This window comes from aff. Roholtiella sp. LEGE 12411, assembly GCF_015206995.1.
In the GTDB taxonomy this organism is placed as follows: domain Bacteria; phylum Cyanobacteriota; class Cyanobacteriia; order Cyanobacteriales; family Nostocaceae; genus Komarekiella.
Genome location: NZ_JADEXR010000110.1, coordinates 1 through 20,141, shown reverse-complemented (window position 1 = coordinate 20,141; position 20,141 = coordinate 1). Strand labels below are relative to the sequence as shown.

At 42.3% G+C, this 20,141-nt stretch carries 17 protein-coding genes; 6 read left to right on the top strand and 11 right to left on the bottom strand.

From position 1 onward, the window contains the following. The first annotated feature begins 99 nt into the window (after positions 1–99). On the top strand, positions 100–1,191 hold the full coding sequence (thrC, locus tag IQ246_RS20905) for a threonine synthase (protein WP_194005254.1): 1,092 nt from the start codon (positions 100–102) through the stop codon (positions 1,189–1,191). Between the two features lie 115 nt (positions 1,192–1,306). Beyond that, the gene (locus IQ246_RS20900) at positions 1,307–1,435 is read left to right on the top strand and encodes a MerR family DNA-binding transcriptional regulator (protein ID WP_208492236.1); all 129 of its coding nucleotides are present in this window, start codon (positions 1,307–1,309) and stop codon (positions 1,433–1,435) included. A gap of 221 nt (positions 1,436–1,656) precedes the next feature. Here the strand turns inward: IQ246_RS20900 and IQ246_RS20895 are convergent, their stop codons facing one another. From IQ246_RS20895 to IQ246_RS20870, 6 genes are all read right to left on the bottom strand, one after another. Next, the gene (locus IQ246_RS20895) at positions 1,657–2,772 is read right to left on the bottom strand and encodes an LptF/LptG family permease (RefSeq protein WP_194005255.1); all 1,116 of its coding nucleotides are present in this window, start codon (positions 2,770–2,772) and stop codon (positions 1,657–1,659) included. 233 nt (positions 2,773–3,005) lie between these two features. After that, entirely contained in the window at positions 3,006–3,734 is a 729-nt protein-coding gene (gene lptB, locus IQ246_RS20890) for an LPS export ABC transporter ATP-binding protein (RefSeq protein ID WP_194005253.1), read from the bottom strand. A gap of 30 nt (positions 3,735–3,764) precedes the next feature. Continuing rightward, entirely contained in the window at positions 3,765–4,262 is a 498-nt protein-coding gene (locus tag IQ246_RS20885) for an LptA/OstA family protein (RefSeq protein WP_194005252.1), read from the bottom strand. Positions 4,263–4,795: 533 nt separating this feature from the next. Continuing rightward, positions 4,796–5,188, bottom strand: coding sequence for a DUF309 domain-containing protein (locus IQ246_RS20880; protein WP_194005251.1), 393 nt, complete (start codon positions 5,186–5,188; stop codon positions 4,796–4,798). Then, positions 5,185–5,550: a ferredoxin thioredoxin reductase catalytic beta subunit gene (locus tag IQ246_RS20875; RefSeq protein ID WP_194005250.1), complete on the bottom strand. Its 366-nt coding sequence runs from the start codon at positions 5,548–5,550 to the stop codon at positions 5,185–5,187. The genes IQ246_RS20880 and IQ246_RS20875 overlap by 4 nt, the downstream gene beginning before the upstream one ends. A 336-nt stretch (positions 5,551–5,886) precedes the next feature. Then, positions 5,887–7,041, bottom strand: coding sequence for a DUF58 domain-containing protein (locus IQ246_RS20870; RefSeq protein ID WP_194005249.1), 1,155 nt, complete (start codon positions 7,039–7,041; stop codon positions 5,887–5,889). Between the two features lie 246 nt (positions 7,042–7,287). Between IQ246_RS20870 and mtnA the strand changes: the two genes are divergently transcribed. Beyond that, a complete protein-coding gene (gene mtnA / locus IQ246_RS20865; RefSeq protein WP_194005248.1) occupies positions 7,288–8,349 on the top strand; it encodes an S-methyl-5-thioribose-1-phosphate isomerase in 1,062 nt (353 codons plus the stop codon). An 82-nt stretch (positions 8,350–8,431) separates the two neighbouring features. Then, on the top strand, positions 8,432–8,923 hold the full coding sequence (locus tag IQ246_RS20860) for a hypothetical protein (RefSeq protein WP_194005247.1): 492 nt from the start codon (positions 8,432–8,434) through the stop codon (positions 8,921–8,923). Between the two features lie 45 nt (positions 8,924–8,968). Here IQ246_RS20860 and IQ246_RS20855 read toward each other — a convergent pair whose 3' ends face one another. From IQ246_RS20855 to IQ246_RS20840, 4 genes are all read right to left on the bottom strand, one after another. After that, positions 8,969–10,072: an ABC transporter ATP-binding protein gene (locus IQ246_RS20855; RefSeq protein WP_194005246.1), complete on the bottom strand. Its 1,104-nt coding sequence runs from the start codon at positions 10,070–10,072 to the stop codon at positions 8,969–8,971. 162 nt (positions 10,073–10,234) lie between these two features. Then, entirely contained in the window at positions 10,235–10,480 is a 246-nt protein-coding gene (locus IQ246_RS20850; RefSeq protein ID WP_208492235.1) for a hypothetical protein, read from the bottom strand. 7 nt (positions 10,481–10,487) lie between these two features. Then, positions 10,488–10,646, bottom strand: coding sequence for a BrnT family toxin (locus IQ246_RS31330; protein WP_194005244.1), 159 nt, complete (start codon positions 10,644–10,646; stop codon positions 10,488–10,490). Further along, positions 10,643–11,371 carry a GUN4 domain-containing protein gene (locus tag IQ246_RS20840; protein ID WP_194005243.1) on the bottom strand — a complete coding sequence of 243 codons (729 nt, stop codon included), beginning with the start codon at positions 11,369–11,371 and terminating at the stop codon, positions 10,643–10,645. The genes IQ246_RS31330 and IQ246_RS20840 overlap by 4 nt, the downstream gene beginning before the upstream one ends. A gap of 365 nt (positions 11,372–11,736) precedes the next feature. Here IQ246_RS20840 and IQ246_RS20835 point away from each other — a divergent pair, with 365 nt between their 5' ends. Both IQ246_RS20835 and IQ246_RS20830 read left to right on the top strand, forming a co-directional pair. Continuing rightward, entirely contained in the window at positions 11,737–13,164 is a 1,428-nt protein-coding gene (locus IQ246_RS20835) for an NADP-dependent isocitrate dehydrogenase (RefSeq protein ID WP_194005242.1), read from the top strand. Positions 13,165–13,430: 266 nt separating this feature from the next. Beyond that, positions 13,431–19,295: an AAA family ATPase gene (locus tag IQ246_RS20830; protein ID WP_194005241.1), complete on the top strand. Its 5,865-nt coding sequence runs from the start codon at positions 13,431–13,433 to the stop codon at positions 19,293–19,295. Positions 19,296–19,305: 10 nt separating this feature from the next. On the opposite strand, the gene rsmG is transcribed toward IQ246_RS20830, so the two are convergent. Beyond that, on the bottom strand, positions 19,306–20,055 hold the full coding sequence (gene rsmG, locus IQ246_RS20825) for a 16S rRNA (guanine(527)-N(7))-methyltransferase RsmG (protein WP_194005240.1): 750 nt from the start codon (positions 20,053–20,055) through the stop codon (positions 19,306–19,308). Positions 20,056–20,141: the final 86 nt, after the last annotated feature.

The following is a 20,141-nucleotide window of genomic DNA, read 5'->3' as shown; positions in this document are numbered from 1 at the left end:
CCATTACCCCTTATCCCCAGAGGGGGCCCCGAGTTCCCCATTACCCCTTATCCCCAGAGGGGGCCCCACCTTCCCCAATCCCCAATCTTTTATAATCCCGTGACTTTGAGCCTGTCTGCTGCTAAATCTCATCGCCAACCTTGGCCCGGACTGATAGAAGCCTATCGTGAATACTTGCCTGTCAGCGAAAAAACGCCTGTTATCACCTTGTTTGAGGGAAATACTCCTCTAATACCAGTGCCGGCGATCGCAGAACGGATTGGTAGGCAAGTACGTGTGTTTGTCAAATACGATGGTCTTAATCCCACTGGTAGCTTTAAAGACCGGGGGATGACAATGGCAATTTCCAAGGCCAAAGAAGCAGGAGCAAAAGCAGTAATTTGTGCTAGCACAGGCAACACTTCAGCCGCCGCCGCAGCTTACGCTAGACGTGGCGGGATGAGTGCTTTTGTACTAATTCCCGATGGCTATGTAGCGCTGGGTAAGTTGGCTCAGGCATTGCTGTATGGGGCAGAGGTACTGGCAATTAAAGGTAATTTTGACCAAGCGCTAGAAATTGTCCGCGAGATGGCAGAAAGCTATCCGGTAACTTTAGTGAATTCGGTCAATCCCTACCGTCTAGAAGGGCAGAAAACAGCGGCGTTTGAAATTGTCGATGTGCTGGGCGAAGTTCCAGACTGGCTGTGTATCCCTGTGGGAAATGCGGGAAATATCACAGCATATTGGATGGGGTTTTGTCAATATCATCAAGCTGGAAAGTGCGATCGCTTACCCCGAATGATGGGATTCCAAGCCGCAGGTGCAGCCCCCTTAGTGACTGGTAAGCCAGTGGCGCATCCTGAAACTTTAGCGACAGCAATTCGCATTGGCAACCCTGCTAGTTGGGAATTAGCGATCGCAGCACAATCAGCAAGTATGGGAAGTTTCCATGCCGTTACCGACGAAGAAATTCTTGATGCATATCGACTTTTAGCATCATCTGAAGGCATCTTCTGCGAACCTGCCAGCGCTGCTTCTGTAGCTGGCTTATTGCAGGTGAAAGACCAAGTTCCTACTGGAGCGACGGTAGTTTGCGTCCTCACTGGCAATGGTCTAAAAGACCCAGATACAGCCATTAAACACAATCAGAGTTTATTTAAACAAGGTATCGCGGCAAAGCTGGGAGCAGTAGCTGAGGCAATGGGATTTTAGACAATGGGGCATGGGGCATGGGCAGGAAACTGAAAAATATTTATTAGACAACCCTTGACATTATTTCCAAAATGGGTAGATATAGTGCTGTAGTCTATCTAGATCATCAATCGATATGGAAGGTACATCAGAAGTGACTATTTCAATTGGAGACGCTGCCAAAGAGTTGGGCATCTCCACTAAAACATTAAGGAGATGGACAGACGCCGGAAAAATTAAGTTTGAGCAACCAAACAAATATTAGATCACAACAAAGCTAATCCTAATTTGGCAAGGCTTTGAGACAAGGTTGTCACCCCCTCATCTGTCGGAGACGCTGCGCGAAAAAGTCGGCAGAGCCGCAAGGGCGCAGTGGCTCCCCTTGACCCTTGACTCTTATACCAGAAGCCTTGTGTGCCAGTTGCGTAAGTCCTAGAGAGTTTGAGAGGTTTTTTGCGTAAGTCCTAATTTTGATATCGGCATAATTTATCGTTTAGCAACCCGCATTAATAAAAATACACCTACTCCCAAAAACATAAAGTTGGGTAACCAAGCTCCCATAAAGGGAGAGAGGATACCTGCTTGTCCCATTGCACCACTAATAAAGAAAATTAAATAGTATGAAAAAATAACTATGACACTAATACCAAAACTAGTGCCTCTCCCAGTGCGCTGAGGTACGGTTCCCATAGCCGCGCCTACTAAGCCAAAAACTACACACACAAAGGGTAAGGCGATTTTTTGTTGAATACGTACTTGGAGTTTACGAATTTTTTGCCGATCGCCACTCAGAAGTTCCACTTCTAGTTGATCTAGTGCTTCGCCAATATTCATCTCACCGTAGTCTCGGCTTTTTTCTGCAAGACTTAATGGCGTGCGCGGTAGTTGCAGTTGTTGGTGTTCAAACCTGACAATATTGCGATAAGAGCGATCGGGCGCTACAAAATAGATGGTACCGTTGTAAAAATCCCAGACGTTTTGAGAGCCATTCCACTGTGCGGATTCTGATACCACAATTTGATTCAGACCTGCTGTGGAACGATCTATAATTGTCAAACCTTTCATGCGCTTACCATCAAACTGGTCAGCATAAAACAAGCGCATGAGTATCTTGTTCTTACTACCATCTGGCTGAGATTCGTCACGGTATTCAGGATAGAAAATATTTTGTTGCTTAAAAGTTGGCTTATCTGACTTCAGGGCTGCTTCTAGAGTCAGACCGGCTTGATAATTTGCGGCTGGTGCGATGTGTTCATTAAACACAAAGGTCATTCCTGTGACTATCAAGCTCATCATTACAGCGGTTAGCACCATGCGATAGACACTCACCCCACAGCCTCGTAGAGCAATTAATTCACTCTCGCTAGAAAGACGACTATAGGTCATCAAAGTAGCCAGCAAGGTAGACATGGGGAAGGCCAAAACAATGAAATTTGGCAGTTTCAACAAAAAAACTTGAATAGCAATGTCTACAGGTAGCCCGGCTTCTACTATTTTTCGTACTAAGTCAAATACAGCATCAATTGTGACACCAATTGATGAAAAAGCTCCGACACCAAAGAAAAACGTCGGTAGCAATTCGCTGATTAAGTAGCGATCCATGATCGTGAAAGGTAGCAGCGAATTGAGGGTGTAAAAAGGTGTGAGCTTCTTTGATATCATAAGCAACTTTAAAAATTAAATCCTGGCAACCCTGGCAAAGCAAAACATTTTCACTGAAATTTACTATCGAAATTCAATTCTCACTAGCTGAAAAATTGGAGCAAAATTGTGGATTTATGATTAAAAAAAAGTCAAAAACACCTTTTTATATCAATAAATTAATACTTATTAATTTATACTTGAAAGTTATCTCCCAAGTAGTATTGTCGCACGAGCGGATTATTGTAAAGTTCGTCAGCAGTGCCAAAAGCGAGAATTTGCCCCTCACGCATGATGTAGGCGCGATCAGTAATAGCGAGGGTTTCGCGGACATTGTGATCTGTAATTAAGATACCCATGCCGCGATCGCGCAATTGCGCTACGATTTTCTGGATTTCTGAGACTGCTATAGGGTCAACCCCAGCAAATGGTTCATCCAATAGTAGAAATTTTGGCCCTTCTCGCCCAGCAGCAAGGGCCCTAGCTAATTCCGTTCGACGACGCTCGCCACCAGAAAGCTGAATTCCTTTACTATTAGCTAATTGTTCCAAACGAAACTCTCGCAGTAAACTTTTTACTCGCCTTGACCACTCCCATCGTGGCACATTAGTTTGCTCTAGTACTAAGAGAATATTATCCCGCACTGAAAGTTGGCGAAAAACACTTGCTTCTTGTGCTAAATAACCAATGCCCAGACGCGCTCTTTTGTGCATTGGTAAGCCAGTAATGTCGAGACTATCCAGCCAAACTTTCCCCTGATTGGGTTTTTCTAAACCTGTGGCTATATAAAAGGAAGTCGTTTTACCAGCTCCATTGGGGCCTAGTAAACCAACGACTTCGCCTTGAGCAACAGAAAGATTGACGCGATTGATAATTACTCGTTTACCGTAAGATTTGTGAATATTCTCTAAAACAATTTTCACGCTAGATGCGCCCTTCCTGAGTGATGAATGCTAGTTAGAACGCTTGAAAGCTGGTGGCGCTGGAGCAGGTGTATTGCCTTGTCCATTACTATCTGATTCCTGGATCATGTAAATAGACTCTACCTGACGCTTGGATTGGGGTAAGGCGACAAATCGCCCTTCGTCAATTAGATAGCTAACTTTCTCAGCTCGCATACTATTGCCGCCTTGTTGCAAAATATAGACATTACCACTGAAATCAATCCGGCGTTCTTTGGTAAAGTATTGTGCTTGGGCGGCTGTTGCTTGCAGCTGGCGAGCAGGGTACAACATTTGCACATTACCGCGAGCAGTTGCTACTTGGGTTTTAGCGTCATATTCTTGGATATCAGAGTGGATAGTAAGCGGGCTATTTCCCGCAGATGTTTGGGCTGTAGCAGTTTGTACTTGGGTAGGGAAGGCGATCGCGCTTAGGAGTGCAGCTGGCAGCATGAAGGCTAATCCAAAGCGACGCATCTGTGAGCTTGGCAATTTATGGCAGGGCATCATAGTAATTTGGGATTTAGGATTTCAGCTTGTATTCCAATTATGTCAAGTTGTTTATCCAGATATGAAATATACAATCTGGAGAGATTTAGGATAACGAATGGCTGAAATATTGACGCTGTGCCCAACCTCAAGGTTTCAGAAATTGGTAGGACTTACGCACACTCTACGAATTCTCGGCGTTCTTCTCTATGAGACGCTGCGCGTTGGTGAAAGCCTCTCGTAGAGAAGGCGGTTCGATCAATTAAGCTTTTTGGCAACTTTTGCGTAAGTCCTGATTGGTATGAAATGCACTACAGGTCAATATAACGGTTATTGGTTGAGCTTAACTTAGCCACACTCCACACCTTACTACTCTACAGCTGCTCAAAACAGACACGATTCAGAATAATTCTGACTCCTAACTCCAGTTCAGTTAAGGTATGTGAGAGTAAAGACGCAAAATCGCACTTCATTATCCTCCGCTAAGTGCGTCTTTACAGGGATTATTGAAAGAGAAATTATCTCATCTGAAGCGTATTGTTATGTAAACTTCACTAATCATTAATTAGTACAATTTTAGGCAAAGATAAGGCTTGATTTTCACGTAAATCACCAGCAGTAATCTTGTTTGCTCCTATTTGTTGTAATGTCTTCAACAAAGCTGCACTCTGACTCAATAACTCATCTACATCAACGCCGCTGTAACTAGATGGGTAACGCCGCAGGCGATTGCTGCCTTCTCCCAGTAAAATTACTGCACCTCGCCAATTAAGATTCTCTAAATGATACAACGCTACAGCAATTTGCAGAATGCCTTGATAAAAAGTTTTTTCTGGTTCGCTGGCTTCAATCCACAGAGCCTCTAAAGTGTCATGACAAGCATAGAACTGTCCAGAATTGAACAATTCTACGCCTTGCCAAAACTCTTGGGGGATGGTTTCACTCATCCCATGCTGTCTCGCACTTCTTTAATTGTTTCGAGAGAGATTTCTTGGTTTTCTCCAGCAAACTCGTTGTCAGGGGTGAGGAACAACATACAGTGGCACTCTTTGCGTTCTCTCATTGGCACACAAGGACAGTTCCAATATGTGGCGTGGACTTCAGCTTCTTTATCTTCGTAGTGGCGACAGGGACATAAAGGCGCACCTAGTTCATCTTTATGTTTGGCTAGTCCTTCAATCACAACTGCGGTAACAGAAGGTTCAGAACAGAAGTATGTTCCAGTACGCTTGGCGTATTGTTCGGAAAAATGTCGCATTGCCTCTAGGCTTTTATCGCTAGATTTTGTGTTAACTCCTGATGTGATCATTTTGTTTTGCCGCTGATAATTTAAATATTTCTTTGCATTGTACCTTAGCCTCACTGGCGGATTACTGGGGGTATTTGCCCAACCTTACCTACTCAAATTGTCTTCTTTTTGCTCAAAGGCTCGTATGTCTGGTTTGCGGGGATAAAACAGAATCTAGGAAATCACAAAAACTTAACTTAAATACGACATGAAAAACTCCACTCACAAGGGCATGGGGCATGGGGCATGGGAAATAAGCTACCAATGCCCTATGCCCAAAGCGGCGGGGCGACTATCCCTCTACAGACACCTGGGGATGGAGTTTCCCGTCGCTTTCAATAAAATTTGAGTTGATGATCAACGTAATGTTTTTTGTAGCTGGGGTTGCAGTGCTTGATCGCTCTGTAGAATGATGCCAGGGTAATCACAGTTTATTAGTACCTGTTCTAGTGAAAAAGTATTCTGCCATAAAACCCAGCGACTGCCTTGAGGAAGAGTAGCAAGGCTCAGGGGGTTTTGGGTCAGCCAAATTAAGGGGTAGGTTTCAGGAACTTTTGTGTTAGCGTTTTCTGAGGCGATCGCTGCTGCTAATGTTTCTAAAACGATACGTTCGCCTTTGATTAAACCTGTCAATGCTGTCCATAGTTGCACCTGCATCTGTTTACGCTGTGCATAAAAATACAATGACGCTGCGGTAATTACTGCTTGTTCCAAGTTCTCTTCTTCCCAAGTAATCCCACTGTCAAGGGCAATAATTATCTCTTGTCCACCTGTTACCATCTCTAGTTCCCGCACCCTGAATTCTCCATAACGGGCGCTGGTACGCCAATGGATTAGGCGGGTGGGATCTCCTAGACGATAAGGACGTAGCGATCGCACCAGCCCTGCTGTTGCTGTTTGCAAGGGTCTGCCACGAGGATCGCCTCTGTTACTTTCTTGTTGTCCCATTTCGTCCACTAGAGGGCAGTTAGCAAGGGGTAACACCGTGGGATAGACAATCGCGATCGCAGCACACTCATGCCGACGGCGACACCAGAACAATCCTAAAGGCGCACCAGAACCCAGTTCGACTGTGTGCCAGCGATAAACACCCTGACGCACAGTAGGATGGTAATATACCCAACGGTAACTACCTTGGCTAGGAATTGTCTCGATAGCCTTTTGTACTGGTTTTCCTAAGACGAAGGGTAGTATATCCTCAACTTGCAATAAGCTTACAGGCTGTTGTAACTGATTGCGGATTTCTAATTCCACAGTCAATTCGTCGCCTGCTGACACTGGCTGGATGGGAAGGCGTGTGATGGATAGACCTCTGAGCGATCGCGGTGGTAAAAAGGCTGCAACACCTAAAAGGGCAAAACTCACTCCACTAATAACGTACAACCACCCAGCCATCGTATTAATAGCTGCTCCAAAAAAGCAAATAGCGGTTCCCGCTAATACCCAACCGCTGTATGCAGGAGAACAAGCGCGGGTTTCTAACCAGTTGGTGATGGGTTTGATGATTTTCATAGTTTCCTTTCTAGCCCAACACCGATTGAAATTCACAGTATTCCAACGTTAGTTCGACGAACAACAAAGCTCAGATGCTTTACTTTTAAGGGGTTTTGAGCAACAGGGTAGGTGAAAAGATGACTAGGATTTATAGAAAAAATTGGGAGACTTCATCCTTTAGCTGGCAACAATGTAGCGTGTTAAACTACCAAAGTGATAACAAGCACTAATTAGCGATTTGATGCTTATTAACCAACTCTTCCTATGACATCTTCCACAAATCAGGTTTATCCCGTTATCTGGCACAACGATTCAGTGTCACTAATTGACCAAACCCGCTTACCCAATGAGTATGCATTTGTGGAAATTCACCGCAGTGAAGATATGGCGCGGGCGATTCAAACGATGATTGTCCGAGGTGCGCCGGCGATTGGTGTAGCAGCAGCTTATGGAATGTATCTTGGGGCCAGGGAAATTGAAACAAGCGATCGCCATTATTTCTTAGATCACTTAGATCAAGTTGCCCAGTTATTGCGTTCTACTCGTCCGACAGCGGTAAATTTATTTTGGGCAATTAGCCGCATGATGAAAGCCGCCTACGAAACGCTGGGAACAGTAGAAGAAATCAAACAAACCCTCTTCCAAACTGCTCAATCTATCAATGCTGAAGATTTGCAAACTTGTCAAGCGATCGGCGATCACGGTTTAACAGTTTTGCCTAAGACTCCAGAAAAGCTGACGATACTTACACACTGCAACGCTGGGGCGCTAGCTACTGCTGGTTATGGTACTGCATTAGGTGTAATGCGTTCCGCTTGGAGAGAAGGGCGTTTGGCGCGTTTGTTTGCCGACGAAACCCGTCCCCGTCTGCAAGGTGCAAAACTCACAGCCTGGGAATGCGTCCAAGAGGGTATTCCAGTTACCTTAATTACTGATAACATGGCTGCTCATTGCATGAAACAGGGTTTGATTCATGCTGTAGTTGTTGGTGCTGATAGAATTGCTGCTAACGGCGATGCTGCTAACAAAATTGGTACGTATAGTTTAGCGATCGTCTCTAAAGCACATAATATTCCTTTCTTCGTTGCGGCTCCCCTTTCTACCGTAGATTTTGAGTTATCTGATGGTGGCAAAATTCCTATTGAGGAGCGTAACCCAGAAGAAATATACCAAATTGGCGACACCATCCTCACCCCGTCTGGTGTAGATTTTTACAACCCAGCTTTTGATGTCACCCCGGCTGATTTGATTACAGCCATAATTACAGAAAATGGGGCATTTGCTCCAAGTGAGTTGACAAAATCTCAGATAAAGCAAGTAGTTTAAATAATATCAAATAATAATTTGACGTTTTGAAAATTTTGCAGGAGAGTGAATCGAGGATTTAGATACCGTAAAAATACACTCAATGAAAAAACTAATTCCAATTATTGCTTTCATGATTTGTTCCATCTGGATTATGAGTTGTAGTAACTCGCAAATTGATCTGGCTAAAGAAGCTAAAATAAATCCCGTTGAGAAAAATAAAGCGGAATCTTCAAATCCAACTCCAACAAATACCCAATCTTCGAGTACATCTGTAAATAAAATTGCAACAGTCAATCAAGTTGAGGCTAAAGAAACTCAGAAAGCCATAATCGAACAGCCAAGAATTGGCACAGTCAAACAGATAGTAAATGGTGATCTCATGTGCTACGTCACCCTAGTAGATGAGAACGGAACTGAGCATAATGTGGGTGCATCATTTGATATTTGTGCAGAACAAGCAACTTTTTTGAATAAGAAAGTACGTGCTTTTTATGAACTAAAATCAGTTAATGATTGTCAAAGCGCTGAACCCTGTGGCAAAACCCGAAAAGAATCTCTGATCACAAAGATGGAGATACTGAAGCCCAATTAAGAATTGTTGTTTCATTCTGCATTTTTAATTGAAGCCAAACGACAATTACTCTTGAGGCCAAATTCTAATACCAGTTTTGGGATCAAACACAAACAACTGATTTAAATCTAGTTGCAAAGAAAGGCGATCGCCTGGACGTAAACGCACATTACCACCTGTTTGAATATTCAGCAACGTCGTCGATCTGGGTAAAGCTACACGAATTAAGGTTTCTCTCCCCAAGGGTTCTACTATTTTAACTTCCACAACTAGTTGAGTATTATTTTCTTCTTGTTCTTGCGGTTCATTAATCAAAATATGCTCTGGACGAATGCCCAAATCCAAACTTTGTCCTTGAGGGAGACGCAAATTATCTCGTATATGTGGTGGAATTGTTAATAACTGCCCAGAGACATCAAAACCATCGTCCTTATAAATTGCAGGCAGAATATTCATGGGAGGACTGCCTAAAAAAGTCGCTACCATTTGATTAGCGGGATGTGCATAAATAGTCTGAGGATCGCCGATTTGTTGAATCCGTCCTCGATTGAGCACCACAATCTTATCAGCCAAAGTCATTGCCTCAACTTGATCGTGAGTGACGTAGATAGTTGTAATGCCTAATTCATGATGTAGCTGTTTTAATTCTGCCCTTGTATCGTCTCGCAATTGGGCATCTAAATTAGACAAAGGTTCATCAAGTAAAAATACTTGTGGTTCACGGGCGATCGCTCTTCCTAATGCTACCCGTTGTTGTTGGCCCCCAGAAAGTTGCTTGGGTTTACGATCTAGCAGGTGTTCGAGAGAAAGCGATCGCGCCACCGTCTTGACTCGTTCTTGAATAATTTTCGAGTCAACTTTCCGCATCTGCAACCCAAAGGCAATGTTTTGCGCCACCGTCATGTGAGGATAGAGAGCGTAGTTTTGGAATACCATTGCCACATCTCGCTGTCTGGCTGGGACATTATTCACCAACGAATCGCCAATAAACAGTTTGCCAGATGTAGCACTTTCTAAACCGGCGATCGTTCGCAAAATTGTAGACTTACCACAACCCGATGGGCCGACAAAAACCCAAAACTCTCCATCAGGAATTTCAAAGGTAATGTCTTCAATAGCGGTGACATTGTTAAATCTTCGTTTAATGTCTTCTAGACGAACTTTTGCCATAAGCCGATTTGAGATTGTGGATTGGTAGAGAAACTCTCCAAACAATTTTATTCGAGTAATGCTATTAATTCCTCTCTTGTAAGTTCAGTACTATATAAGTATCTTGCATAGCAATCCTTTATCAGTGGAGTTGAGGGGCACAAAGTAACATTAAACTCAGTATTATGGGCTTTCATCCGTCCAATCTGACGAAGTATTAGGCTGCATTGTTGGTGTAGGAATTTGATTTTTCTGCATAACTCTGATCAGAAACCGTAGAGCCTCATTGACAGCATCAGCATTGGGAAACATCTGTGCAACATCAGGTTCTAAACGAATCATTGCCTCACCAAAGCTCTTTCGCCCAGAGCCTAACTTTCTGACCTTTAGGCTCTTTAAGTCATACTCTGACTGCAGATCATCTTCCATTTCTGGTTTACCCTTCTTCATAGGCTTCTCGCTCGACTGGCGTTACAACTCTTGCACTAATCAGGCGAATCAAATTTCCTCTCTCCGTATACGACACGATTAATAGGCGTCTCTGATTTGACTCTCCAACAATAAGGTATTTCTTTTGACTTAAACTCAAAATCATTTTTCTGGACTTTTAGACCAAGCAGGGTGAGATAGTAGAGAAGACATAACTTGTACCCCTCGCAGTTGATTAGAGAGGGGTAAGTGACCTTTGGGGGCACTCAAATCCCAGGTAAACTCATGTGGGTATCGTGTCCAATTATTGCCACTTTTCCAGCCGATTTTTGACCAGAAATTGTCCCAGTTTTTTCCTAAACTCAACCAGATTTCTCGCTGTACCGAAAAGCCAAACTTACCCTCAGAGTGGACTAACCACAGGTTGTTAATGGTTTGCAAGTCAACAGTCGGGGCATTTTTTACCTCAGTAAAATACAACCATTTTCTTTGTACAGCCGTTGGCCCTGCTAGTTCACACATTTTCTGTATGGTTTCGCGATCGGCTGCTTGGAAGTCTTGAAGAGCAAGTAGCTGTTGCAAGGGATTGTAATTAATCCCACACTCTGATTTTAGAGGTACAATTCCTTCAGGAAAATTAATTTGCATGAGTTCCTTGGCTTTGGGTGCATCAGAGTTGTAGAAGACTTGGTAGGCTTTGCCATCAACCCAAGTCGCTGGGTTGTCACGACGTTGTAGTAAAAATTCCATCAACACATCTAATCCTTCATTACCCAGGTCTGCCAACTGTGAGATGATTTGTTGTTGGACTTTTTCAGACCCAGCGATTAACTGTCGTCGGAGGGAGTCGATGTCATTAGCAGTGCCTGATACAATCATTGGGTCTGTCATGCCATTACTCGTGTTAGCGGTCTAGTGAAGAAGCGTTTGCCCTTTAGGGTACGCTGTAGGCGATCTGCTATCGGGTGTTTTCTAAGGCGAAACACTGATAGCGAAAAGTAGTTTACTATTTTTGATCGTACAAAATTGCGATGGTTTCACTGAAATCCATAACTTATCCCCAAATGCTGTACAAGGGAAATAAGGGAAAAATCTGCGCCTCATTACTTGTTCAAGGGGACTGGGCACTAGGGACTGGGGGACAAGGTAGACAAGCGAAAAAGGTGAATCACTAATCAATACCCAATGTCCCATGCCCAATGTCCCATTCCCAATACCCAATGCCCAACAGCGTATCTATCAGGAGCGTGTGAAGTATGTACGACAAGATTACTCCCCCTACAACTGGAGCAAAAATCACCTTCAAAAATGGTGAACCTATTGTGCCTGACAATCCAATTATCCCTTTTATTCGGGGTGACGGCACGGGTATAGATATTTGGCCTGCTACCCAAAAAGTACTAGATGCTGCGGTAACAAAGGCATACAAGGGCCAGCGTCAAATTAGTTGGTTCAAGGTTTATGTTGGAGATGAAGCATGTGATTTATACGGTACATACCAGTATTTACCTCAAGATAGTCTAACAGCAATTCAAGAATATGGTGTAGCTATCAAAGGGCCGCTAACCACTCCAGTTGGGGGTGGAATTCGATCTTTAAATGTAGCATTGCGGCAAATTTTTGATCTTTACACCTGCGTGCGTCCTTGCCGTTACTATGCAGGTACACCCTCACCCCATAAAAATCCAGAAAAGCTGGATGTGATTGTTTATCGGGAAAATACCGAAGATATTTATTTAGGTATTGAGTGGCGCCAAGGTAGCGAAATCGGCGATCGCTTGATTAAAATCCTCAATGAAGAACTGATCCCCGCTACCCCAGAACATGGGAAAAAGCGAATCCCCCTCGATTCTGGCATTGGCATCAAACCGATCAGCAAAAGCGGTTCTCAACGCCTAGTACGGCGTGCTATCAAACACGCCTTGCTGTTGCCTCAACACAAGCAACAGGTGACTTTAGTGCATAAAGGCAACATTATGAAGTACACTGAAGGCGCTTTCCGTGATTGGGGTTATGAACTTGCAACCAGTGAATTTCGTGGCTCTACTGTTACTGAACGGGAATCTTGGATTTTAAGTAATAAGGAAAATAACCCCAATATTTCCTTAGAAGAAAACGCCCGTCAAATTGATCCAGGGTTTGACAACCTTACCGCAGACAAACAAATGCAAATTGTCAAGGAGGTTGAAAATGTTCTTAACGCAATTTGGGAAACCCACGGCAATGGGAAATGGAAAAACAAGGTATTGGTGAATGATCGCATTGCTGATAGTATTTTTCAACAAATCCAAACCAGACCTGATGAGTATTCAATTCTGGCAACGATGAACTTGAATGGCGATTACTTATCTGATGCGGCTGCTGCAATCGTTGGTGGACTAGGAATGGGGCCAGGGGCAAATATTGGTGATGCTTGTGCCATTTTTGAAGCAACCCACGGTACCGCACCCAAACACGCTGGATTGGATCGGATTAATCCCGGTTCGCTGATTTTGTCTGGTGTGATGATGCTAGAGTACCTGGGTTGGCAAGAAGCCGCAGACCTAGTTAAAAAAGGTTTAGGGGATGCGATCGCCAATAGTCAAGTTACCTATGATTTAGCACGGTTGTTAGAACCACCAGTTAAACCCTTAAAATGTTCTGAATTTGCTGAGGCAATTATTCAACATTTTGGTAATGGTTAATAGTAATTAAGGAATTATGAATTATGAATTATTTATTTTAATAATTCATAGTTCTTTCCTTTAAATAAAATTTTTAAGTATCATTTGTAGCCAAGATTTAAGAAAATAAAATCAGATCGCCGAAAGCCGCCGCTCAAAACTTCTCCCTTCTCTACGAGAGGCTTTGCCAACCCGTAGCGTCGCGAAAGTAAATAGAGGGGTTTTGGTGATGAATTACTTTCTGCATCCGGGAACACTAAATCTAGAAGTTCTTAAGATTTAGCAGTATGGTTAGCACCCAAGTGATCATTCCCGGATATCAACTTAGCGAAGAACTCTATAACGGTTTTAGAACTCTAGTTTATCGTGCTTTCCGAGAGAGTGATCAAAAACCTGTAGTGATCAAACTTTTGAAGAATCCTTATCCTAGTTTCACTGAACTAGTACAATTTCGTAATCAATATACTATTGCCAAAAATCTCAACCTACCTGGAATTATTCAAACTTATAGCCTAGAACCTTACCACAATAGCTCTGCGTTGGTGATGGAAGACTTTGGCGGCATTTCCCTAAAGGAATGGTCAGGGAAATGCAAAGATGGGGTGAGTTTAATGGAGTTTTTGCCAATTGCGATCGCTCTGTGCAATACATTAGATTTGCTTTATCGTCATCGCATTATTCATAAAGATATTAAGCCTGCAAATATTCTTATTCATCCAGAAACTAAACAAATTAAACTTATTGATTTTAGTATTGCATCTTTGCTGCCACGAGAAACTCAAACTCTGATGAGTCCTAATGTCTTAGAAGGAACTCTTAGCTATTTATCTCCAGAACAAACAGGACGGATGAATCGTGGGATTGACTACCGCACAGATTTGTATTCTTTAGGTGTAACTTTTTATGAGTTACTCTCAGGGAGTTTACCATTTCAATCAAACGATGCAATGGAGTTGGTACATTGCCATATTGCCAAACAACCCGCTCCTTTAGAGCAATCCAAAATTCCTAAGCCAGTTTCAGATATCTTGATGAAATTGATGACCAAAAATGCCGAAGATCGGTATCAAAGCGCATTAGGACTGAAATATGATTTAGAAATTTGTTTACATCAACTCCAAGAAATCGGCAAAATTGAGGATTTCCAAATTGCACAACGGGATGTGTGCGATCGCTTCCTAATTCCCGAAAAACTATATGGTAGAGAAACAGAAGTCGAAACTTTGCTAGAAGCGTTTAATCATATTACTAATAATCAGACGGAACTCATGCTGGTGGCGGGTTTCTCTGGTATTGGTAAAACAGCGATCGTTAATGAAGTTCATAAACCAATTGTCCGTCAGCGTGGCTACTTCATTAAAGGCAAATTTGACCAATTTAATCGCAATATTCCTTTCTCAGCTTTTGTACAGGCATTTCGTGATTTGATGGGGCAATTGAGCCGTGAAAGTGATGCCCAATTGTCAAATTGGAGGACTAAAATTTTAGCAGCCCTTGGTGACAATGGGCAAGTCATTATTGAAGTCATCCCCGAACTAGAACAAATTATCAGTAAACAACCCCCTGCACCAGAACTTTCGGGAACGGCGGCGCAGAATCGCTTTAATTTACTATTTCAAAACTTCATCGAAATATTTACTACAAAAGAACATCCATTAGTGATTTTTCTTGATGACTTGCAGTGGACTGATTTAGCATCTTTGAAGTTAATGCAGTTGCTGATGAGTGAATCAGAGAGGGGATATTTATTATTAATTGGAGCCTATCGAAATAATGAAGTTTCTACTACCCATCCTTTGATGTTAGCTCTACAGGAAATTAGTAAAGCAAATACTACTATTAAGACAATTACATTAGCACCGTTGAGTACAAAAAGTCTGAATAAACTGGTTGCTGATACGCTGAATTGTTCGCCAGAAGTAGCGCAACCACTAGCCAACCTGGTGTATCAGAAAACTCAAGGTAATCCATTTTTCAGTACACAATTTCTCAAAGCACTGTATGAAGATGGGCTGATTCAGTTTGATTTGGATGGTGGAAATTGGCAGTGTGATATTGCACAGGTGAAAGCGTTAGCACTATCCGATGATGTTGTTGAATTCATGGCCTTGCAGTTGCAGAAGTTACCAGAGATGACGCAGGATATCTTGAAATTAGCGGCGTGTATTGGTAATCAATTTGACTTGGCGACATTGGCGATCGTATCTCAAAAGTCAGAAACCGAAACTGCAACAGCTTTGTGGAAAGCCTTGCAAGAGGGATTAATCCTGCCTCAAAGTGAAATCTACAAGTTCTATGTTGGGCAGGAAACACAGGATATAGCTCAAGGTTTACAAACAGTTAAGTATAAATTTTTGCACGATCGCGTGCAACAAGCTGCATATTCCCTTATTCCAGAAAAGCAAAAAGAATCTACACATCAAAAAATTGGTCAATTACTACTGCAAAGCACTCCTCAAACAGAACTCGAATCCAACATTTTTAATATTGTCAACCAATTAAATATTGGTATTTCCAACCTTAAACAGGTATCTGAAAAAGAGGAATTAGCCCAACTAAACCTGATTGCTGGACATAGAGCAAAGGCTACCACAGCTTATGAATCTGCTGATAGATACTTGAACTTAGGCATTGAACTATTAAACCAAAATGCTTGGAATTCTCACTATCAATTAATATTGAGTTTGTATGACCAGGTTGCCGAAGTAGCCTATTTGATGGGAAGATTTGAACTAGTAGAGCAATACATTAGCATAATTATTAAAAATGCTAAATCACTACTTGATCAAGTCAAAGCCTACGAAATTTTGATTCAAGCATATCTTGCACAAAATCAGCTTGAAGAAGCTATTAACACTGCATTGAAGGTTTTACAAAAGTTAGGGATTCAGCTACCTAAACAACCGAAAAAAATAGAGATATTATTCGGACTCACTACAACGAAACTAGCTCTGGCTGGGAAAAAGCCTGTGGATTTAGTAAATCTACCTCGAATGAGCAATCCTAACCAGCTAGCAGCAATGCGGATTCTCTCCAGTGCTTTATCTGCTGCATATATCGGACGTCCCGATTTATTGCCGCTTACAGTATTTAAGCAAATCAATTTAGCTATTAAATATGGTAATACGTTTCTCTCAGCATTTACGTATAGCTGGTATGGGCTAATTCACTGTGGAATTTTACTGGACATTGAGACAGGTTATCAGTTTGGTCAATTGGCTCTCCAGATTTTAGATAAATTCGATGCTAAAGAACAGCAATGTAAGACACTATTTATGGTTAATTGTTTTATTAACCATTGGCATGGGCATGTTAGAGAAACTATTAATCCATTACTCACAGCCTATCAAAGTGGACTAGAAACTGGGGATGTAGAATACGCATCCTGGGCTATTCTTATCCGTTCCCTACATTTGTATTCAATTGGCGAGGATCTGACAAAAGTTGAGCAGGAAACTCGGTTGTATCGTGAGGCGGTGAATCAATTTAAGCAAACGAATGCTTTTGTTTACATTAGTATTTATCATCAAGTTGCATTGAATTTATTGGGGCGATCGCCAAATCCTGGTTATCTAATTGGTGATAGCTATAACGAAGAAAAGCAACCTGCACTTCAAGAGCAGAAGGGTGATGGTACTGGACTTTTCTTTTCCTATGTTAATCAACTCATGCTTCGCTATCTTTTCGGTGACTATGCTGGAGCCATTGAAAGAGCAGAAATGACCGTCAAATATCTAGAAGCTGGAACGGCGCTACACCCTGTTGTCCATTTCTATTTTTATGATTCTCTATCACAGCTTGCTATATATTCAAATACTTCACAACCAGAACGTAGACGAATTCAAAAGCGAGTTGCAGCTAATCAGAAAAAGATGAAACTATGGGCATATCATGCGCCAATAAATTGTTTGCACAAATTCCACTTAATTGAAGCAGAAAAAGATCGGGTATGTGGGCAAATACATCAAGCAATGGAACTTTACGATCGCGCCATCAAAGGAGCCAAAGAAAACGGCTATATCCAAGAAGAAGCCCTTGCTAATGAACTAGCCGCTAAATTATACCTCGACTGGGGCAAAGAAAAGGTAGCTCAATCCTACATGCAAGAAGCCTACTATTGTTATGCTCGTTGGGGAAGCCCAGCCAAAATTGATGATCTGGAAAAACGCTATCCCCAACTCCTTGCTCCCATCCTGCAAACGCAACACCATCGCTTCCAATTGGGTGAAACGCATATTTCCACCGTCAATTCATCTTTATTCCTACATCAAACCATCCAAACAAGCCACTCTAGCAATAGCAGTATTTCTGAATCTCTCGATTTAACCACCATTCTCAAAGCCTTACAAGCTCTTTCCAGTGAAATTCAACTAGAACAATTGCTTTGCACCTTAATGCAAGTGGTGATGGAAAATGCTGGAGCGAAAAAGGCTGCTCTGCTTGTACTCCAATACAATAACTTAATGGTTGAAGCTGTATCCACCACGGATGAAGGTGTTACCCTGCTGTCTGTACCTTTGGAAAACAGTCAAGCCATTCCTGTCACAGTTGTCAACTATGTTAAACGCAACTTAAAAACAGTTGTGTTGGATGATGCAACGAAACAAACCGATTTTATCGCTGATCCATACTTTATACAGGAACAACCTAAAAGTGTATTGTGTACACCAATTTTGCATCAGGGCAAATTAATCGGGTTGCTGTATTTGGAAAATCAATTAACGATTGGCGCATTTACGAGCGATCGCACCGAAGTTATTCAACTACTATGCGCCCAAGCCGCCATCTCTTTAGAAAATGCCAAACTCTATAAAACCGTGCAACAATCAGAACTCAAGGAGCGAGAGAAAGCAACTCAACTTGCTCAATCTTTAGCAGATATTCAGCGAAGTAATGCCATCTTTGTTGCTCAACAAGAAGTTTCCTTTGATGGCATATTACTGACTGATGAAAACCACAATATCAGCACTTACAATCAACGATTTAGCCGAGTTTGGCAAATTCCACAGGCATTAATTCAAACGAGGGATGACAGAAAAATCTTAGGATTTGTCCTTGAGCAACTATCACACCCGGAAGAATTTTTGAGCACTGTTGAGTATCTTTATAACCACCGCAGGGAAACGAGTTATGATGAGATTTACCTCAAGGATGGACGCATTTTAGAGCGGTATTCTGCCCCAGTTTGGTCGGATAGTAATGATTATTACGGTCGGATTTGGTTTTTTAGAGATATTAGCGATCGCAAACAAGCTGAAACAGAAATCCGTCAAAAATCTCAGGAGTTAGAACAGACGCTGCAAGAACTCCAGCAAGCTCAACTACAAATGGTGCAAAATGAAAAAATGGCAACTTTGGGTAATTTAGTTGCAGGGGTAGCACACGAAATCAACAATCCAATTGGATTTCTCAAAGGCAGTCTCAGCAATGCCGAAGAATATATCCAAGATTTATTTGCCCATATAAAATTGCTTAAACAAAATTATCCCACTCCAGCAGCCATAGTCATCGACCATGCAGAAGATATTGACCTAGAATTTATCTTTGAAGACTTACCAAAACTACTAAGTTCGATGCAGGTAGCTACAGAACGCATTACAGATATTAGCACTAGTCTCCGCACCTTTTCCAGAGCCGATACATCGGAAAAAGTTGCTTGTAACCTCCATGAAGGGATTGAAAGTACACTGTTGATTTTGAAATATCGCCTGAAAGCGTCGGATAAACGTCCAGCGATTGAGGTGATTACAGATTATGCTAAATTACCGCCTGTTAAATGCTTTTTAGGACAGTTAAATCAAGTATTTATGAACATCCTTGCTAATGCAATTGATGTATTAGATATGGAAAGCGTTGGACGAACCTTTGCTCAACTGCAAGCCAATCCTCAGCAAATTACCATTCGTACCGAAGTATCCAGCGACCAGCATACAGTAACAATTTGCATCAAGGATAACGGATCAGGAATGCCAGAGGAGATTAAAGTGCGTATCTTTGACCACCTATTTACCACCAAAGACGTTGGTAAGGGAACAGGATTGGGATTAGCGATCGCTCGTCAAATTGTAGAAGAAACCCATAGCGGCAAGTTGAGTTGTAATTCTATTCTTGGTGAGGGAACGGAATTTATAATTGAAATTCCTTTTGCTTAACCGTATTGAATTATAGTGGATTTTGCGTAGATACACCAACAGCACGAGGAAAATTAGCCGGTGTAGTTGCTGTTTTACGCAAATACAAACAGTGACGGATGCTTGTACTAATGGGAGTGAGAAATTGCTCTATTGATTCAACAACTCCACCTAGCTGCTTGACAGTATTTTGCAAAGTAGTTGTTTGATCTTCTGTGTAATTACCACGATAAATGATGGCTAACCCACCCTGTTTGAGCAATGGTAGTGCATATTCTGCACAGACAGAGGCTGTCCCAACAGCACGGATTAAGGCAACATCGTAGGTTTGACGGTGTTGGGATTGCTGACCTATTTCTTCAGCTCTACCAATCAGAGTTTTGGCATTGGTAAAAGCAAGTTCAATCAAAATTTTTTCGAGAAAAGTAATTTTTTTCCGAGTGGAGTCCAAAAGAGTAATTGTGCAATTAGGTACAGCAATTCCGATCGGAATACCTGGGAAACCTGCACCCGTGCCAATATCAATCACAGACGCACCCGCCTGTAGAGACGGGATGAATCGCATCTGTGGCGCAATTCCTCGCAAAGAATCCCACAGATGTTTTTCCCAAAACTCTTGAGGCTCAGTGATACGAGTTAAATTTAGCTGGCGATTACCTTCCAGGATTAATTCATAAAGCCTTTGGAATTGCGCCTCTTGTTGAGCAGTTGGTTGCCAATTGAGAGTTTGTTGCCATATTTCTGGCATTTTCGGCAGTAAGGGAGTTGTTGGGTTTGTCATTGGTCATTTGTCAAGAGTCAAAGGTCATGTCCTGAGCGTAGCCTCCCGTAGGGAAGTATAAGGCATTGGTAGCTTCTTTCCCATGC

Bases quoted from the DNA above. Each gene is read 5' to 3' on its own strand.
- IQ246_RS20900 (WP_208492236.1), top strand. From the start codon at position 1,307: ATGGAAGGTACATCAGAAGTGACTATTTCAATTGGAGACGCTGCCAAA.
- IQ246_RS20895 (WP_194005255.1), bottom strand. From the start codon at position 2,772: ATGGATCGCTACTTAATCAGCGAATTGCTACCGACGTTTTTCTTTGGT.
- IQ246_RS20885 (WP_194005252.1), bottom strand. From the start codon at position 4,262: ATGATGCCCTGCCATAAATTGCCAAGCTCACAGATGCGTCGCTTTGGA.
- IQ246_RS20880 (WP_194005251.1), bottom strand. From the start codon at position 5,188: ATGAGTGAAACCATCCCCCAAGAGTTTTGGCAAGGCGTAGAATTGTTC.
- IQ246_RS20875 (WP_194005250.1), bottom strand. From the start codon at position 5,550: ATGATCACATCAGGAGTTAACACAAAATCTAGCGATAAAAGCCTAGAG.
- IQ246_RS20870 (WP_194005249.1), bottom strand. From the start codon at position 7,041: ATGAAAATCATCAAACCCATCACCAACTGGTTAGAAACCCGCGCTTGT.
- mtnA (WP_194005248.1), top strand. From the start codon at position 7,288: ATGACATCTTCCACAAATCAGGTTTATCCCGTTATCTGGCACAACGAT.
- IQ246_RS20860 (WP_194005247.1), top strand. From the start codon at position 8,432: ATGAAAAAACTAATTCCAATTATTGCTTTCATGATTTGTTCCATCTGG.
- IQ246_RS20855 (WP_194005246.1), bottom strand. From the start codon at position 10,072: ATGGCAAAAGTTCGTCTAGAAGACATTAAACGAAGATTTAACAATGTC.
- IQ246_RS20850 (WP_208492235.1), bottom strand. From the start codon at position 10,480: ATGGAAGATGATCTGCAGTCAGAGTATGACTTAAAGAGCCTAAAGGTC.
- IQ246_RS31330 (WP_194005244.1), bottom strand. From the start codon at position 10,646: ATGATTTTGAGTTTAAGTCAAAAGAAATACCTTATTGTTGGAGAGTCA.
- IQ246_RS20840 (WP_194005243.1), bottom strand. From the start codon at position 11,371: ATGACAGACCCAATGATTGTATCAGGCACTGCTAATGACATCGACTCC.
- IQ246_RS20835 (WP_194005242.1), top strand. From the start codon at position 11,737: ATGTACGACAAGATTACTCCCCCTACAACTGGAGCAAAAATCACCTTC.
- IQ246_RS20830 (WP_194005241.1), top strand. From the start codon at position 13,431: ATGGTTAGCACCCAAGTGATCATTCCCGGATATCAACTTAGCGAAGAA.
- rsmG (WP_194005240.1), bottom strand. From the start codon at position 20,055: ATGACAAACCCAACAACTCCCTTACTGCCGAAAATGCCAGAAATATGG.